This window comes from Neorhizobium sp. T25_13, from assembly GCF_002968675.1.
In the GTDB taxonomy this organism is placed as follows: Bacteria; Pseudomonadota; Alphaproteobacteria; order Rhizobiales; family Rhizobiaceae; genus Neorhizobium; species Neorhizobium tomejilense.
The window spans coordinates 25,379-41,276 of sequence record NZ_PVBI01000020.1 but is presented as its reverse complement, the minus strand read 5'-3'; the positions used below and the strand labels follow the sequence as shown (position 1 = coordinate 41,276).

The following is a 15,898-nucleotide window of genomic DNA, read 5'->3' as shown; positions in this document are numbered from 1 at the left end:
CGCCTGAATAGCGAGCCGCGCTCAAACACCGCGCACGCGCGGCTCTCCATGACCTTCCAGCATCAGCGCCGTCAGCGCCCAGACCAGCGCATCAAGCCGGTCGGGCGAACGGCCTGAAGACAGTCCGTCCGGACCGAAATCGCACATCTGGTCTTCGAGTTCGGCAAACCGCCCGGCATGCGCTACCCGTCCCTGTTCGTAGAGGGCGGCCACCGGTTCGGCGCGCAGGAATTTTCCGCGCGTCGCCCGCACCATCGTCACCGGCAGCGCCGCGTCGACGCTTTTCAGCATCGCCGTTACCATCTCGCCGCCCTGGTTCACCTCGGCCACCACCCGGTCCGCCTGAAAGCGCGCATAAGCGCGCGCCACCGCGTTCGCCCAGCCGGCCGGGGTTTTGCCCTCGACCGAACAGTCGGTCAGCACAACCGCCCGGCCGCTCGCTTCCAATCCGGCGACGACGATGCCGCAGCAGGAATGTTCGCCCGAACCCGAAGGCGGATCGACGGCGACGACGATGCGCCGGAGCGCACCGGTAAAGCGGATCGTGAAGGCTTCGAGGTCGGCCCGTTTCCACAGGGCGTCCTCGCGGTCCTCGATCAGTTCGCCGGCGAGTTCCTGCCGTCCGAGCCTCGTTCCTCCGTAACGCGCCTCCAGCGCCGAAATGAAGCCGGGTGAAAGATTGCCGGCATTGGCCTGGGTCGAAATCCGCACGAGTTGCGTGCCGGAATCGGCGATCAGCCGTTTCAGGATCGGCACCGGCCGCGGCGTGGTCGTCACCAGCTGGCGCGGATCGGCCCCGAGCCGCAGCCCGAACTGCAGCATGTCGAAGGTTTCCTCCGCATGCCGCCATTTGGCGAGCTCGTCGCACCAGGCGAAATGAAACTGCGGCCCGCGCAGGCTCTCCGGATCTTCCGAGGAAAAGATCTGCGCGATCGCCCCGTTCGGCCAGACCAGCCTCCGGCGCGAAATTTCGAAATCCGGCCGTTTGCTTCGGGCAATCCGGCAGATGCCGGAAACCCCGTCGATCATCACCTCACGGGCATCGCCCAGCGTTTCCGCCACCAGCGCAATCCTGAGATCCGACCTGCTGCCGGCCGATGCGAGCCCATGGATCCACTCCGCGCCGGCCCGCGTCTTGCCCGAGCCGCGCCCACCCATGATCAACCAGGTGCGCCAATCGCCCTCGGGCGGCTTTTGGTCGCGGCGGCCGGCATGGCGCCAGTCCCGGCTTACGGCGCAGGAATGACGTGAGTTGGTGCTATCACGCCATTTGCGTGAGGAATCTACTGAGGACGACGACGGTTCAACGAGCTCCCTCTTCTCCCCGGCGGGGAGAAGGTGGTCAGAAGGACCGGATGAGGGGGGCGAAGCTACCTTTCCGCTCACCATTTCCATTTCAGGCATTCCTCGGTCCACCAGATCGACCGCTCCAGCGTCGCCGACCCCCTCATCCCCTCGCTTCGCTCGGGACTTCTCTCCGCTGGGGAGAAGAGGGAGTTCGATGCACCCGCCCGCTCCGACCTCAATAACAGTCGTTTCGGCCGACCCTTCATCACAGCCAGGCTCAGCGAGCACCGCATAACCCTTTGCCATTGCTCCATTCATCTGAGCCCGCAAGCTGCTGATCCGGTCCATCTTTTCCCCGTATTCAGCCAGCGTTTTGATCGTCCCAGCTTCGACAACGTCTTCAACCGGTGTCAGGCGATGCCGTTCGATCCCCTCCCGCACTGCCGGGCTCACCGATATCAATACCGGCCGCGAGACAGCGCTTCTCAAAACGCTCCTGGGCGCGCTGCTCGATAAGTTCCTCGACCTCACGCACGGCCTCCTCATACCCACCCTCGTCCGCATCGCGCTCGGCGGCCTCGTCGCGGTCGCGGGCGAGCTGGCGTTGCAGGCTGTCGACCTTTTCGAGCGTGCGGACGATCAGCGACATGGCGTCGGTCGCGGCCTTCACGTCGGCACGCGCCAGTTTCTGGGCCGCGTCGTCGCCATCTGTGAGCGCCGCCTCCGCCGCCGTCCGCATCCGCCGGAAGGTCGAAAACTGGTCGCGCATCTCGACTGTCATCTCGTTCAAGAGCCGCAGCAGTTCCTCGCCGGGAGAGAATGCGCCTTCGGCCGATTTGATCTCCAGCAGCACGCCGCGCACCGCGTCCGAAAGCACAGAATCGTCCATGACGACCGCATCGCCATAGACGGGCGCCTCCGTCCAGAGCCCGAAAAGCGCCGGATCGAACGTCTCGAATTCATCCATCTGGGATATCCCCGGGGGCCAAAATAGGAGCCAAAATGACGGCCAAAAATTCGGCGCAGAAAATCCCGCCGCGCCCGTTTCCGGTCGCTGCGCGTCCCCGCTGCCGATTGTCGAGATAAAAAGAAGGCCCGGCTTTGGGACCGGGCCAATTTGACTGGAAGCCTTGCCACCGGCTATCCACCGGCGCAATTCTTCGACTGTGCCTAGAACCTATCAAACAACCGTCACGCCGTCAAGGACTATTTTCCTAATTAGCAACAATTAATTTACGGGCGGATTACGTCCCGCAGAACGTCTGCGTCACCCGCTCCTCAGGCTTCGGCGGCTGCATGTAGCTTACGAATTCCGGCCGCTCCTCGAATGGCTTTTCCAGGGCCTCCAGCAACCGTTCGAAGAAACTGAAATCGCCGTAATTGGCGGCCGAAAGGGCTTCCTGGACCTTGTGATTGCGGGGAATGACCGCCGGGTTGACCGAGCGCAGGGCGGCAGCCAATTCGCCGGCCGGCCGTGCCTCCGTGGTCAACCGCTTGCGCCAGTCCGCAAGCCAGACCTGCGCCTTGTCGGGATCGGCAAAACACTCGAGGAACGCCTCTTCCCGGCCCTCCGCCGCGTCGGCAAGCCGCCGGAAGGCCAGCGTGAAATCCGCCTGCCCCTCGTGCATGGCTGCCAGCAGCGCCTGGATCAGGTCGCCATCGCCGTCAGCCTCGGTCGCAAGGCCGATCTTCGCGCGGAAAACGCCGATCCACTCCTTCTGGAACCGCTCGCCGAACGCTTTCAGCACGGCATTTGCCGCTTCCACGGCCTTTTCCTCGTCCTCGTCCAGCAGCGGCAGCAGGCATTCCGCCAGCCGCGCGATGTTCCACTGGCCGATGCCCGGCTGGTTGCGATAGGCATAACGGCCGCCCTGGTCGATCGAGGAAAACACCTTCATCGGGTCGTATTCGTCGAGAAAGGCGCAAGGCCCGAAATCGATCGTCTCGCCTGATATCGTCATGTTGTCGGTGTTCATCACCCCGTGGATGAAACCGATACCCATCCAGCGGGCGATCAGATCCGCCTGCCGCCCCGCCACCGCCTGTAGTAGCGCCAGATAAGGTTTGTCCGTCGTTTTCAGCTCCGAGTAATGCCGCTCAATCACGTAGTCGGCGAGCAATTTGATCCCGTCATTGTCGCCGCGGGCGGCAAAGAACTGGAAGGTGCCGATCCGCACATGGCTTGCCGCGACGCGCACGAACACCGCGCCCTGCTCCACCGTCTCGCGATACACCTGCTCGCCGGTCGCGACAGCCGCCAAGGCCCGTGTCGCCGGCACGCCGAGCGCATTCATCGCCTCGGAGACGATATATTCGCGCAGCACCGGTCCCAAAGCCGCACGTCCGTCGCCTCTGCGGGAATAGGGCGTCGGTCCGGCGCCCTTCAGTTGGATGTCGCGGCGCTTGCCGTTGCGGTCGACGACCTCGCCCAGCAATATCGCCCGCCCGTCGCCGAGCTGCGGCACGAAATTGCCGAACTGGTGGCCGGCATAGGCCATGGCGATCGGCATGGCGCCGGGCGGCACGACATTGCCGGCAAGAATCGCCGCCAGCCGGGCGGGATCGGAAAAATCCGCCTCGACGCCCAGCTCCTCTGCCAGTTCCGCGTTGAATTTCAGAAGCTTCGGCCCCTCCACCGGCTCGGGATAGACGGAGGCGAAAAACCTGTCCGGCAGGCGGGCGTAGGAATTGTCGAACTGGAACACGGCAAGGACTCCTTTGGCCGCCGGGATGCGGCGACCTTTTCTTCAAATATGGGAAATCTGTCCCGCCGAACAAGCGAAATGCGCTTTTGTTGCGCCGCTCAAGCCTTGGTCAGCCGCACCCCGAAGTCGAGGAGGAAGGTCAGCAGCGCACCGGCAGCCGCAGTCCCGTAGAGCCACAGGGCCGGCCCGCCGGCCTCGCCGTTCTCCAACGCCGAGACCAGGCCGGTCGCGCTTGCGATCATCCCGGCGATCCCCGCGCCGATCGCATAACCAGCGGTCGAAATCGTCGGCAGCAAGGCACTTGCGAGATCGCGCTCCTGCCTTGCTGCCGCTTCCATCGCCGCCTGGTTGACGCTTGCCCAGGCGACGCCGAAGCCCGTACCGATCGCCACCTGGCCCGCCAGCAGCAGCACCAGCGAGCCGCTCGCGAACGCGGCCGCGAGGCAGAGGAAACCGGCCAGTTGAAACAATGCGCCTGCGCGCATCCACCGATGCCGCGGAGCAAGCGCCGTAATCCTGCTCGCGACCACGGCGACAGCACTCCAGGAGAGCGCCATGGTCACCACCAGATAACCGACCACCGCCGGCCGGAAACCGAAGACGGCGTCGATCATCAGCGCCAGGTAAACGCTGCCGACCGAGTGGCTCGCCGACATCAGGAACAGCACCCAGAACCCGTGCCCGAGAACCGAACCGAGCCGGAAGGCGCCTTCCGGAAACAGCCTTGGCCCGATCCGCCCGTCGAGCTTCAGCGCCGGCAGGAACAGGCCCGCCCCTGCCACCACCGCCACTGCCTGCATCGCCCCTCCGGTCACCACCGACGACAGCGACAGGACGAAGGAAGCGGCCAGGCAGAGCGAAATGGTGGCGGCGGAGAGCGGCACCGGCGCCGCCTCCGTCACCCTCACCTTCGCGGTCAGCGCAAACACGGCCAGCAGCAGCACGAACGGCGAGACGGCCAGGAAAGACGCCCGCCAGGAATAGGCCTCGGTCAGAAGCCCGCCCGCCAATGGCCCGGCAATTGCCGCCACCGCCCAGACGATCGCTTCCACCGCAAACACCTTTGCGATCAGCGCGGAGGGAAAGTTGGCCGGGATGAGGCTGTAGCAGATCGCCACGATCAGCCCGTCGGCAATGCCCTGCAGCAGGCGCCCGGCCATGATCCAGGAAAAGGCCGGCGCCGACAGCGCCAGCAGCCCGCCGGCCGCAAAGACCAGCGCCGAAAGAAGCAGAATGAAACGCGCGCCGAACCGGTCGCGCATCGCCGCAGCACCAGTGCCGCCGGCTATCGAGCCGAGGAAATAGAGCGTATAGGCCCAGCTGAAATAACCCGTGCCGCCGATCTCTCTTGCTGCCGGCGGCAGCGCCGCGACGATTGCGAACTGGTTGAAGGCATGCAGCCCGATCCCCGCCGAGATCAACCCCAGCATCGCCCCTTCGCGGCCTTTGAGAAGCCTCGACCAGCCCACATTGATATCCTGCAACACGCCCTGCCTCTTATCCGTTTTTCAGTCCCGGGGACGCTACAACCTCAACCATGATTGAGGTCAAGGGATGAGCCGAAAATTAAAATTACGCATTTTCAGTATCTTAAGGCGTAATTGCAGATTTTTTCCGATGTTGTATTTTAGCTACAGCTTTCCAAGCAAACCGCTCTATTTGCGTTTTTGCCAACCAATCGGAGGGAATATCCATGAAGGCTCTTTTCATCCTTGCAGCGTCGGCCGCCATGACCGCCTCTTCCGTTGCTTACGCAGCCGACGCCGTCGAGCAAATCCCGCAGGCTCCTCAAGCCGTCGAAACGCCCGTCGTATTCTCCTGGAACGGCCCCTATATCGGTGCCCACACGGGATATGCCTGGGGCGACGGTGATGCCCCAGGCGGCGGTTCGGACGATTTCGACAGCTGGAGGCTTGGCGGCTTCGTCGGTTATAACTGGCAGTTCTCCAGCGGTTTCGTGGCCGGTATCGAAGGCGACGTCAACTACGACTGGAACGAGAACAGCTATGCCGGCGGCATCGACGTCGACACCGGGTTCTCCGGTTCGGTTCGCGGCCGTGTCGGTTACGCCATGGACCGGGCGCTGATCTTCGCGGCAGCCGGCTGGACGGCCACCACCGCCCATATCGACGGCGGCGGCTTTGACGACGATGACATGCTCAACGGCTGGACCGTCGGCGCCGGCGTCGATTACGCCTTCACCGACAATATCTTCGGCCGCCTCGAATACCGTTACAATGACTTCGGCAACGGCAGCCTCGCAGGCGCCGATTTCGACTTCAGCCAGCACGTGATCAACGTCGGCATCGGCGTGAAGTTCTAGGCTGCGGCTTCGGGATACGTCTCAACGCTCCACCTTGCGACAAGGTGGAGCAAGATTTCGAGAGGGGCGGCCGGCTTCCTCAGGGGCGTGCCAGCACCGTGCCCAGGTTGCCTATCTATGCTTCGACATAACGCTTGGCTGCTGCACGAAGGCGGTCGGAATAGTCATATATCTTGTCGAGGCTATCGACGATTAAACGTTCCTCGGTTTCTCCGTCGAAAAGGCCAATGTATTTGACGGACCGATTGAACCACAGGCGCGCAAGCGGTTTTCGATTGTTGTTGTCAATAAGGATGCCGCAATATGACTTCTGGTCTCGCATCACCACTCGGATCGGGCTGATCGTGTCCCGCACGATCGCCTTCACGATCATATAACCTTCGCGCTCTTCCTCCGTTGTCACGACATCCGGCTCTTCTTCTACCGGCTCGTCAATCTTTTCGATGACCTGTTCGGTATCCGCCAGAGCGCTGGAGAGACGGCTTTTCACGGTATCCATGATAACTTCACGGAACGCTGCCCTGACGATACCGGTAAACATCTCGCGCACTTGAGACGTCATGCGCCCTTCGTACACTCCGGAAGAGGCCATCCGCACAAATTCATCGGAAGGATCCTCAATCAGTTTGGAAATCACCTGCTTGACGCCGGAAGTATATTTTAACCGCTCCGCGGTCGCCAGAATGGCCGAGACGTCAAAGGACGCTTTTTCGAATTTCCTGAGTTCAGTGACGATACCGGCATTGAAATCGGTGATGTCGAATACGAAAAACGGGCGAATATCCAACTTATTGGGCGCATCTAGGTCCGTATAGAAATTGAAGGTCCTGCCGTTCGTCAGGATGGCGAATTTCGCACTCGTCACACTGAAATAGCGATAGAGTTGATCGAGGTGTTTTTTGTCCAGAGGGACGGAGATCGGCTTACATTCAATCAGTATCCGGATCTCCCCATCCATCTTGATTGCGTAGTCGACCTTTTCTCCCTTTTTTCCCACCGCGTCCGCAATGAACTCCGGAACCACCTCGGTGGGATCAAAGACATCGTAGCCAAGTGCCCGCAGAAACGGCAGCACGACAGCCGTTTTGACCGCCTCTTCCGTCGCCATCGTGCTTGAGTGTGATTTCACGCGCTCAGCGATGGCGCGGAGGCTTTCTTCGATTGTGTTCATGATTCCCCTACCCGTTATCAGAGTAGGGTGGCCCAAGCTCAACCCGCCGTCAAGGCGTCACTCGCATGAGTAGAAATGCTTCGACTGCGACTTCAAGCAGCCACGAGTTCCGGCGAATACCCCGCCTCGCGGATCGCCTCTTCGGCCTTCGCCGCATCGCCTTCGATCGCCACCGTCTTGGCCGTCAGATCGATCGCTACCGCCGCGCCCGGCAGGGCTTCCGCCAGCGCGCCGCGGACGGTCTTTTCGCAATGGCCGCAGGTCATGTCCGGCACGGTGAAAATCGCAGTCATCGGAATCTCCTTGTTCGACGTGTGTGTTGTGCAGCTTCCCGTGGAGGGAAGGTCAAGTGTGTGGCTGGCATGTCAGTCGCGTGGGAATGCCCCTCATCCGCCTGCCGGCACCTTCTCCCCGCACGCGGGGAGAAGGACATACGCCGTGCCGGCTTCCCCTGACCTCGAGGCAGCAGGCGTATGTCTCATATTCTCGTCTCGGAAAGAGCGGTGAACGGGCGGTTTGCGTCCTTCTCCCCGTCAAGACGGGGAGAAGGTGCCGGCAGGCGGATGAGGGGCATTCCCACGCAAAATTTTCAGGCATGAATCTTGTTCTTCGCTGGAGCCACTGTCCCATCTCCCGCCAGATCATCGAGGATCGGACAGTTGGGGCGGTTGTCGCCGCCGCAGCAGTTGGCGAGGTGTTTCAGCGTCTTCAGCATGCCCTGCATCTCGGCGATGCGTCGTTCGAGATCGCCGATATGGGCGGTCGCCACGTCCTTGACGGCAGCGCTTTCGCGGCTCTTGTCCTGCCAGAGTTTCAGCAGCGTCTCGGCCTCTTCGAGCGAAAAGCCGAGATTGCGGGCGCGCTTGATGAAGCGCAGGATATGCACCTCCTCATCGCCATAGACCCGGTAATTGTTGCCGGTGCGGCCCATCGGGCGGATCAGGCCGATCTCCTCGTAATAGCGGATCATCTTGGCCGAAACGCCGGACGCATTCGAAGCCTCGCCGATATTCATCTGGTTTCTCCCACTTTCACCGCCTTCAGCCGCAGCGCGTTGCCGAGCACGAAGACGCTCGACAGTGCCATGGCGCCGGCGGCGATCATCGGCGACAGCAGCCAGCCGAAGGCGGGGTAAAGTACGCCGGCCGCAACCGGCACCAGCGCTACGTTGTAACCGAAGGCCCAGAACAGGTTCTGCTTGATGTTGGTCATGGTTGCGCGGCTCATGGCGATCGCCGAAACGGCGCCGGACAGATCGCCGCCGACCAGAACCACGTCGGCGCTTTCGATCGCCACGTCCGTGCCGGTGCCGATGGCGATGCCGATATCGGCTTCGGCGAGCGCCGGCGCGTCATTGATGCCGTCGCCGACGAAGGCGAGCTTCTTGCCGCCGGAGCGCATCTCGTGGATCGCCTTCACCTTGCCTTCCGGCAGGACCTCGGCCACGACCTTGTCTATGCCGACCTGTCTTGCGATCGCCTCCGCGGTGCGGCGGTTGTCGCCGGTCACCATCACCGTTTCGATGCCCATCGCCTGCAGCGCCTTGATCGCGTCGCGGCTCGAGGGTTTCAGGGGATCGGCAACCGCGATCACGGCGGCCAGCTTGCCGTCGACAGCGGCATAGAGCGGTGACTTGCCCTCGTCGCCAAGCCGGGCGGCGGCTTCCGCAAAGGTTTCGACCGAAAGCCCCAGCTTTTCCATGAACCGGTCAGCGCCGACCGATATCCTGTGGCCGCCCGCCTCCGCCTCGATGCCGTAGCCGGTCACCGACGCGAAGCGTTCCGCCTTCGGCACGGTTAGCCCCTTGGCTTCGGCCGCCTTGACGATCGCCTCGGCGATCGGATGTTCCGACTGCGCCTCGACGCTCGCGACCAGCGCCAGCACCTCGTCCTCGGCAAAACCTTGGCCCGTCACTAGGTCGGTCAGTTCCGGCCGGCCCTTGGTGACTGTACCGGTCTTGTCGAACACGACCAGCTGGACATTGCGCAGCTCCTGCAGCGCCTCGCCCTTGCGAAACAGCACGCCGAGCTCTGCCGCCCGGCCGCCGCCGACGACGATCGAGGTCGGCACGGCAAGCCCCATGGCGCAGGGGCAGGCGATGATCAGCACGGCGACCGCATTGGCCAGCGCATGGGCGAGCGCCGGTTCGGGGCCGACGAATAACCAGACGGCGAAGGTGAGAACAGCCAGCGCGATCACCGCCGGCACGAACCAGGCCGTCACCCGATCGACCAGCCCCTGGATCGGCAGTTTCGACCCTTGAGCCTGTTCGACCATGCGGATGATCTGGGCCAGCATCGTATCGCGGCCGACCTTGTCGGCCCGGAAACGGAAGGAGCCGGTCTTGTTGATCGTGCCGCCGACCACGGTTGCGCCGGCCGCCTTTTCGACCGGCAGCGGCTCTCCCGAAATCATCGATTCGTCGACATTCGAGGAGCCGTCGATGACCGTGCCGTCGACCGGAATACGCTCGCCCGGCCGGATCACCAGCACGTCGCCGGCGACCACCTGTTCGGCGGGGATGTCCAGCAGCTTGCCGTCGCGCTCGACGCGGGCGGTCTTCGCCTGCAGCCGGCTCAGCTTCTCGATCGCCTCGCCGGTGCGGCCCGTGGCGCGGGCCTCGAGCAGCCGGCCGAACAGGATCAGCGTGACGATCACCGTGGCAGCTTCATAATAAACGAAGCGCGCGCTTTCCGGCAGCAGGTCCGGGGCAAACGTCGTCACCAGCGAATAGCCATAGGCCGCCAGCACGCCGACCGCGACCAGCGAATTCATCTCCGGCACGCCGCGCAGCAGCGCCGGCAGGCCGAGCTTCAGGAACCGGAAGCCGGGCCCGAAGACGACCACCGTCGCCAGTGCGAAATAGAGATAATAAAGGTTCTGCGTCTCGATCACGCCCATCAGCCAGTGGTGGAACGGATCGTAGACGTGGCCTGCCATTTCCAGCACGAAGAGCGGCAGGGTCAGCACGAAGGCGATCGCCAGGTCGCGCTTCAGCACGCCCTCCTCGCCCTGGTGCATATGCATGTGGTCATGCCCGCCGGCATGGCCCGCCTGGTCGTGCCCCATGGCGGCATGGTCCATGTGGGCTTCCGGTGCGGAATGCCCGTGGTGGTGCTCGTGGTGGTGCTCGTGCCCGGCATGCGCCGTCGGCGCCACAGGCGGCATCATGCCCGCCTCGCGCATCGCATGGTCGATGGCGCCGGGCGAGATTTCGTAACCGACCTTCCTGATCGCCTTCGTCAGCTCTTCCGGCGAAAAGCCCTCGGCCGATTCCACCGTCAGCTTCTTGGTCGCGAAGTTGACGGCGCTCCTGTCGATGCCCGGCACTTTGGCGGCAGCGTTCTCGACGCGGCGCACGCAGGAGGCGCAGGTCATGCCCTCAACGGGAACGGTAAAAGGCTCGGCCTTGTGGATCGGCTTGACGGTCTGGTTCATGGGCGCAATCTCCCCTTTTTTTGTCGGGATGTTTTACTGTCCCGCCCTATGTGGAGCTTCCCATCATGGGAAGGTCAAGGGGTACTTGTGGATATTCTCAAGGGCGGCAAAAACCGGCGGGTCGGGCAGCGGGGACAGGGCCATTACCACAGCCCTCAGTCGCCGCTTTCACGATAAGATCGTACAGATGGTACTTCTTTCCGAGCAGCCGTATTCCACCCTGAGAATAGTGTCCCGCATCCGCATAAAGGGAGACGCCATCCTCGGAAACCCGGCAGGTCGTGCCGTTGCACCGGCCGGTGCCCAGATCGATCACCGGATAGTCCCGCGCCACGACATTCACGATATCCTTCGCAACGCGGCCTCGCCGGTTCACGTCGTCAGCAGACAGATCGCAGCGGTCTGCCGCGATGCCCAGCAATCGCGAACGAGCAACACAACCGCCGACATCGGTGCCCGTCTGCGGAGGTTGCGCGAAAACCACCGGGCTCAATCCCATTTGCCGCAGGCCGGACAAGGACGCTAAAAAGTTGTCCAGAAGCAGCGCCCGGCTTGCCGGTACACTCTGTCCATCCTTCCGAACGAACGTTTCAGTTTCCGTATAGATATCGAGATTGACGCCTATCGCGACGTATCGAAGCGTCCTGGTTGCCGCCATGGCGTCGAGGACGTCCGTGTTCCAGGACAGGCAGCCTTCGGGCGACCTGCGACCGTCGCTGGTAACCGGGTAGGTAATGTCGGTGAACGGTCCGCAAAGGCTTTTGGTGAACTGCACGAGCTTGACATCGGGGGCCGAGGCCAGGATTCCTTCCACGAGGTGGGCGCCGAAGGAATCCCCCCACACCGCGATCTCCGGATTATCGGACGTGGAGCATTCGGGCGCCATCTCGCCGTTACAGTTTTCGCTCAGACCTTTGCTCACCTCGGTCATCTCGTAGAGACCCGGCGACCTGAACGCAGCGCCGTCGGTCATTTCGAACATGATCCCGGAAGCGATGCTGGCGGCTCCCGTAACCCCGGCCAGAGTGACGAAAGCCCTTGTGCCGACGCGGTTGCCGTCGCGAAACGGCCGCTCGACGAGATAGTAGCTCACAACCGCAAGCAACGCCGTGACGCCAAGCAGAAGAGCGGACGTTGAAGCGCTCAGGTCATCCGTGAACAGTCGCAAGCGCGCGAAGGCGAGGACCGGCTGATGCCAGAGATAGAGGCTGTAACTGATCAAACCGACAAAGACCAAGGCTCTTGCGGAAAGAAGCCGTCCAGCGAGATTCTCCGAGGATGAAAATAGAAGGACCAGCGCGGTTCCGACCACCACGGGCAGCGTCTGCCAGCCGGGATAATACGGTCCGCCTTCAACGAAGAAGCAGGACAGGACGATCATTGCGAGACCGCAAGCCGCCGCCACACCGCCGTGGCGGGCCTTTTCTCGATCGAAATTCGCCAGGCTGATGCTGGCGCCGACGCCAAGCTCCCAGAAGCGCGTGGGCAGAAGATAGAAATTCGCCGCAGGATCGAATAGCGGCACGACCTGCGTGGCAAGGAAACTCGCTGCGCTCAACAGGAGGATCGCCGCCAGAACGAACTGGCGACGAAACCGGCGCAGCGCCATGAGAACAACAGGAAATATGATGTAGAACTGTTCTTCTACGCCGAGGGACCACGTATGCAAAAGCGGCTTCAGGTCGTTGCTTGCATCGAAATAGCCGGTTTTACTCCAAAAATAGAAGTTCGAAACGAACAGATTTACCTGATAGAGGCTGCGACCAAAGTCGCGCAGCTCATAGGGAAGCATCCATGCCCATGCAAAGGGCAGACAAGCCAGGCAGACGCAAACAAGCGCTGGAATGATCCGTCGCAGGCGCCGCTCGTAGAAGCGGACGATATTGAATTTCCGCGCTTCGACTTCGCCATACATGATCGATGTAATCAGATAACCGCTGATGACGAAGAAGACGTCGACGCCGACAAATCCGCCGCGGAAACCCAAACCACCGTGGAATATAAGGACAGGAACCACAGCGACGGCCCGCAGGCCGTCGATTTCCGGTCTGTATTTCATTCTACAACCCAATGCGGCATCAATTCACGACAGCCGAGCGCATCGATCGATTGCACTCGCTCCTGCCTGAGCCAATTGCGACTTCGCACATGCGTGCACGTCATCCAGCAAAGGAATGTGGCCAATTTAACCCGAACGCACTTTGCGAGGCGTTCACGGCTCCGGTCGACCGCCCCCGCCGAAGCTCGGCGCGTTCAAGCCTGAAAGCAGCAGCACCAGTTCCGCCTGGCGGGTGGTGCCGGTTTTCAGCATGATCTTCTTCAGGTGCGAGCGGGCGGTCTCGAGCGAGATGCCCAGCGCGGCGGCGGCCATTTCCGGCGTCTGGGCCATGGCGATGCCGCGTGCCACGCGGGCTTCGGCGGGGGTGAGGTCGAAGAGGCCGCAGAGCACCCGCATGTCCGGTGGGCCGACCTGCCCCACCTGAGTGACGGCGAGCACCGCCATCGAGCGGGAGAAGATGTCGCGGGCGGCGCGGCGGATCGGCAGAAGATGCAGGATCAGCGGCGGCGCACCGTCGCGGCCCGCCATCGGCAGCGACTGCACGGTCGGCGTGGCCTGCGCCTTGTAGTGCTCTATCGCCCCGTCGAGGAGAGCACTGGCACCCGTCCCCTCCAGCACCAGCCGATCGCCGGCGCCGGTGCGGATGCGCGGGCTCAAGGCCTCCATCTCCGGGTTCATTGCAATTGCCTGGCCGCCGTCGCCGATGACCGCCGCCGGCAATCCGAGCAGCGACAGCGTCTCGGTCATCGAACGCGCCTCGGAAAAGGCAAGCCGCGACGCCATGTAGGCGGCCCGGGCGAGATCCGGCTTCAGGAGATCGAGGCGGGCCAGCTGTTCGTCGGAGAAATGCGTCAGGCCCTTGGCGCGCATCAGGGTGATGACGATGACGTGCCCGGTCGGCTCCTGGAAAGCCCAGCCCGCCTCCCATTGCATGCCGTGCGGCTCGATGATGTCGCGCTGGATCGCATCATTGGCAAATTCCTCCGCGCTCAGGAGATCGGTCACTCGGACAAACGAAAAGGGCGAACGCTCCATTCCGCGCGCGGGCCGGACATTGTCGAACCGGTGCTCGCTCTTGACGAACTCGGCAAACGCGTCGGCGATATTGGGAGTGGCGACGTAACGATGATTGCCGCTGCCGTCGATGGTGAAGATCGAGGCGGTACTGGACCCCGCCTCCAATGCTATCCTCTCGCAAGTTTCCGTCCAAAGCTCAGGAACCAGGGCTGCCTCGTAGAGGCGGTCTGCCAGCGTGCCTTCTGCATTCATCTAGGTGCCATCGAATGAATTCGGAATGAATCTTGAATGTCACCATGATCTTAGCGTTTCTGCAGGCCCGGGCATACTGGTAGAATTACCTGAAAAACTTGCGTAGCCCATCTTAACTTATGTCATTGACAAGTAATAAACCTGTGCTTCGAGCCTCTTCGCGCGCCTTTCTCGCTCGCCGGTTTAACCCCAGGGCCGATCGATCCGGCATCGCGCGAGGAACGGACAGTCGCCGGCAACAGGATGCAGGGCTCGGCTTTCAACCGGTGTTTCGGTTCATTCGGATGCGGCGATCCGGATAGGACGCGTTCCGATCGGAGCGCCGGTGGCGCGGTCGATGGTGACCGGATCGATCTCCGTTCCGGTCTCGGCGTCGAAGAACCGGGTGACCTTGCCGCCGCCGCGATGCTTGCGTCCCCATGCGCCGATCGCAAACAGGACCGGCAGAAAATCGCGGCCGGCTTCGGTCAGCAGATATTCGTCCCGTGGCGGACGATCGGAATAGCGCCGTTTCTCCAAAAGCCCCTCCTCCGTCAGGCCTGAAAGCCGTCCGGTCAGCATGGTCGGCGCAATGCCGAGGCTCTTGCGAAACTCGTCGAAGCGGGTCAGCCCCGCATGGGCGTCGCGCATGATCAGCATGCTCCACGCGTCCCCTACAAGCGCCAGGCTCCGGGCGATCAGGCAGGGCTGATTGGAAAGATTCTTCATGTCGATATCTTTTTAGTAGTGACTTGATACGGATTTGATAGTAACTGATCGCTCAACGATGTTCCATCACAAAATGAAAGCGAAACCGATGAGCAAGAAAAAACGTGGCGTTGCCCTGGTTACGGGTGCCTCCTCAGGAATAGGACTGGTGACGGCGCAGGCGCTGCGGCGGGATGGCTATCAGGTCTTCGGCACCAGCCGGAGGCCGATGCCGGACACGGCGGACGGGGTGACGATGCTGGTCTGCGACGTGACCGACGATGCATCCGTCGAACGTGCCGTTAACGAGGTTCTGCGCCGCGCGGGGCGGATCGATCTTCTCGTCAACAATGCCGGGGTCGGCCTGCTTGGCGGTGCCGAGGAATCCACGATCGAGCAGGCGAAGGCCCTGTTCGACGTCAACGTGTTCGGCACCATCCGGATGACGAATGCGGTCCTGCCCGTGATGAGGGGCCAGCAGAAGGGCCGCATCGTCAACCTGAGTTCCATACTCGGGCTGATCCCGGCTCCTTTCAACGGCCTTTATGCATCGACCAAACACGCCGTCGAAGGGTACTCGGAGTCTCTCGACCATGAAGTGCGGAACCAGGGCATCCGCGTCGTGCTTGTCGAGCCCGGTTTGACCCGCACCGCCTTCGAGGAGAACCTGACCCGCGCGGACCGCCCGCTTTCCGTCTATGATACAGTTCGCGCCGGTGCGGAACGGCTGATGCAGGAAGCCGTCGCGAAGGGAGATGCACCGGAAGTGGTCGCCGAAGCCGTCCTGAAGGCCGCCAATGCGGCATTGCCCAAACGGCGCTACACTGCCGGAAAAATGGCAGGACAGGTCCGTTTCATACGTCGTTTCCTGCCCGAAACCATCGTCGACAAGAACCTTCGGAAGTTCAACGGGCTTCCCGCCTGAGCATTCATCGCAGAGCCCGCCGGCGATGCCGGCC

12 protein-coding genes and 1 pseudogene are annotated in these 15,898 nt (G+C 62.5%); 2 read left to right on the top strand and 11 right to left on the bottom strand.

Annotation, left to right across the window (positions count from 1 at the left end):
• Positions 1–21 precede the first annotated feature (21 nt).
• The 4 genes and pseudogenes from C5J22_RS28450 to C5J22_RS28435 form a co-directional block, all read right to left on the bottom strand.
• Positions 22–1,227 (bottom strand): annotated as a pseudogene (locus C5J22_RS28450) (DNA-packaging protein); the annotation flags it as partial.
• 460 nt (positions 1,228–1,687) lie between these two features.
• Positions 1,688–2,254 carry a hypothetical protein gene (locus tag C5J22_RS28445; RefSeq protein ID WP_245440571.1) on the bottom strand — a complete coding sequence of 189 codons (567 nt, stop codon included), beginning with the start codon at positions 2,252–2,254 and terminating at the stop codon, positions 1,688–1,690.
• Between the two features lie 277 nt (positions 2,255–2,531).
• A complete protein-coding gene (locus C5J22_RS28440; protein WP_105440986.1) occupies positions 2,532–4,019 on the bottom strand; it encodes a YdiU family protein in 1,488 nt (495 codons plus the stop codon).
• A 71-nt stretch (positions 4,020–4,090) separates the two neighbouring features.
• On the bottom strand, positions 4,091–5,479 hold the full coding sequence (locus tag C5J22_RS28435) for an MFS transporter (RefSeq protein WP_172746808.1): 1,389 nt from the start codon (positions 5,477–5,479) through the stop codon (positions 4,091–4,093).
• Positions 5,480–5,685: 206 nt separating this feature from the next.
• On the opposite strand from C5J22_RS28435, the gene C5J22_RS28430 reads away from it, so the two are divergent.
• Positions 5,686–6,315: an outer membrane protein gene (locus C5J22_RS28430; protein WP_046668488.1), complete on the top strand. Its 630-nt coding sequence runs from the start codon at positions 5,686–5,688 to the stop codon at positions 6,313–6,315.
• A 115-nt stretch (positions 6,316–6,430) separates the two neighbouring features.
• Here the strand turns inward: C5J22_RS28430 and C5J22_RS28425 are convergent, their stop codons facing one another.
• From C5J22_RS28425 to C5J22_RS28395, 7 genes are all read right to left on the bottom strand, one after another.
• Positions 6,431–7,486 (bottom strand): type I restriction endonuclease, encoded by a 1,056-nt coding sequence (locus C5J22_RS28425; protein ID WP_172746807.1) that lies wholly within the window; start codon positions 7,484–7,486, stop codon positions 6,431–6,433.
• Between the two features lie 92 nt (positions 7,487–7,578).
• Entirely contained in the window at positions 7,579–7,779 is a 201-nt protein-coding gene (locus C5J22_RS28420; RefSeq protein WP_105440984.1) for a heavy-metal-associated domain-containing protein, read from the bottom strand.
• A gap of 296 nt (positions 7,780–8,075) precedes the next feature.
• The gene (gene cueR / locus C5J22_RS28415; RefSeq protein ID WP_105440983.1) at positions 8,076–8,501 is read right to left on the bottom strand and encodes a Cu(I)-responsive transcriptional regulator; all 426 of its coding nucleotides are present in this window, start codon (positions 8,499–8,501) and stop codon (positions 8,076–8,078) included.
• Complete coding sequence (locus C5J22_RS28410; RefSeq protein WP_105440982.1) at positions 8,498–10,924, bottom strand: heavy metal translocating P-type ATPase; 2,427 nt, start codon at positions 10,922–10,924, stop codon at positions 8,498–8,500. Before C5J22_RS28410 ends, cueR begins: the two co-directional genes overlap by 4 nt.
• A gap of 97 nt (positions 10,925–11,021) precedes the next feature.
• Complete coding sequence (locus C5J22_RS28405) at positions 11,022–12,983, bottom strand: acyltransferase family protein (RefSeq protein WP_105440981.1); 1,962 nt, start codon at positions 12,981–12,983, stop codon at positions 11,022–11,024.
• A gap of 153 nt (positions 12,984–13,136) precedes the next feature.
• A complete protein-coding gene (locus tag C5J22_RS28400; protein ID WP_172746806.1) occupies positions 13,137–14,252 on the bottom strand; it encodes a helix-turn-helix transcriptional regulator in 1,116 nt (371 codons plus the stop codon).
• Between the two features lie 276 nt (positions 14,253–14,528).
• A complete protein-coding gene (locus tag C5J22_RS28395; protein ID WP_105440979.1) occupies positions 14,529–14,960 on the bottom strand; it encodes a helix-turn-helix domain-containing protein in 432 nt (143 codons plus the stop codon).
• 88 nt (positions 14,961–15,048) lie between these two features.
• On the opposite strand from C5J22_RS28395, the gene C5J22_RS28390 reads away from it, so the two are divergent.
• Positions 15,049–15,864 (top strand): oxidoreductase, encoded by an 816-nt coding sequence (locus tag C5J22_RS28390; protein WP_105441008.1) that lies wholly within the window; start codon positions 15,049–15,051, stop codon positions 15,862–15,864.
• Positions 15,865–15,898 lie beyond the last annotated feature (34 nt).

Excerpts from the sequence above, each read along its gene's own strand:
- C5J22_RS28390 (WP_105441008.1), top strand. The coding sequence starts at position 15,049 with ATGAGCAAGAAAAAACGTGGCGTTGCCCTGGTTACGGGTGCCTCCTCA.
- C5J22_RS28430 (WP_046668488.1), top strand. The coding sequence starts at position 5,686 with ATGAAGGCTCTTTTCATCCTTGCAGCGTCGGCCGCCATGACCGCCTCT.
- C5J22_RS28410 (WP_105440982.1), bottom strand. The coding sequence starts at position 10,924 with ATGAACCAGACCGTCAAGCCGATCCACAAGGCCGAGCCTTTTACCGTT.
- C5J22_RS28420 (WP_105440984.1), bottom strand. The coding sequence starts at position 7,779 with ATGACTGCGATTTTCACCGTGCCGGACATGACCTGCGGCCATTGCGAA.
- C5J22_RS28425 (WP_172746807.1), bottom strand. The coding sequence starts at position 7,486 with ATGAACACAATCGAAGAAAGCCTCCGCGCCATCGCTGAGCGCGTGAAA.
- C5J22_RS28405 (WP_105440981.1), bottom strand. The coding sequence starts at position 12,983 with ATGAAATACAGACCGGAAATCGACGGCCTGCGGGCCGTCGCTGTGGTT.
- C5J22_RS28400 (WP_172746806.1), bottom strand. The coding sequence starts at position 14,252 with ATGAATGCAGAAGGCACGCTGGCAGACCGCCTCTACGAGGCAGCCCTG.
- cueR (WP_105440983.1), bottom strand. The coding sequence starts at position 8,501 with ATGAATATCGGCGAGGCTTCGAATGCGTCCGGCGTTTCGGCCAAGATG.
- C5J22_RS28395 (WP_105440979.1), bottom strand. The coding sequence starts at position 14,960 with ATGAAGAATCTTTCCAATCAGCCCTGCCTGATCGCCCGGAGCCTGGCG.
- C5J22_RS28445 (WP_245440571.1), bottom strand. The coding sequence starts at position 2,254 with ATGGATGAATTCGAGACGTTCGATCCGGCGCTTTTCGGGCTCTGGACG.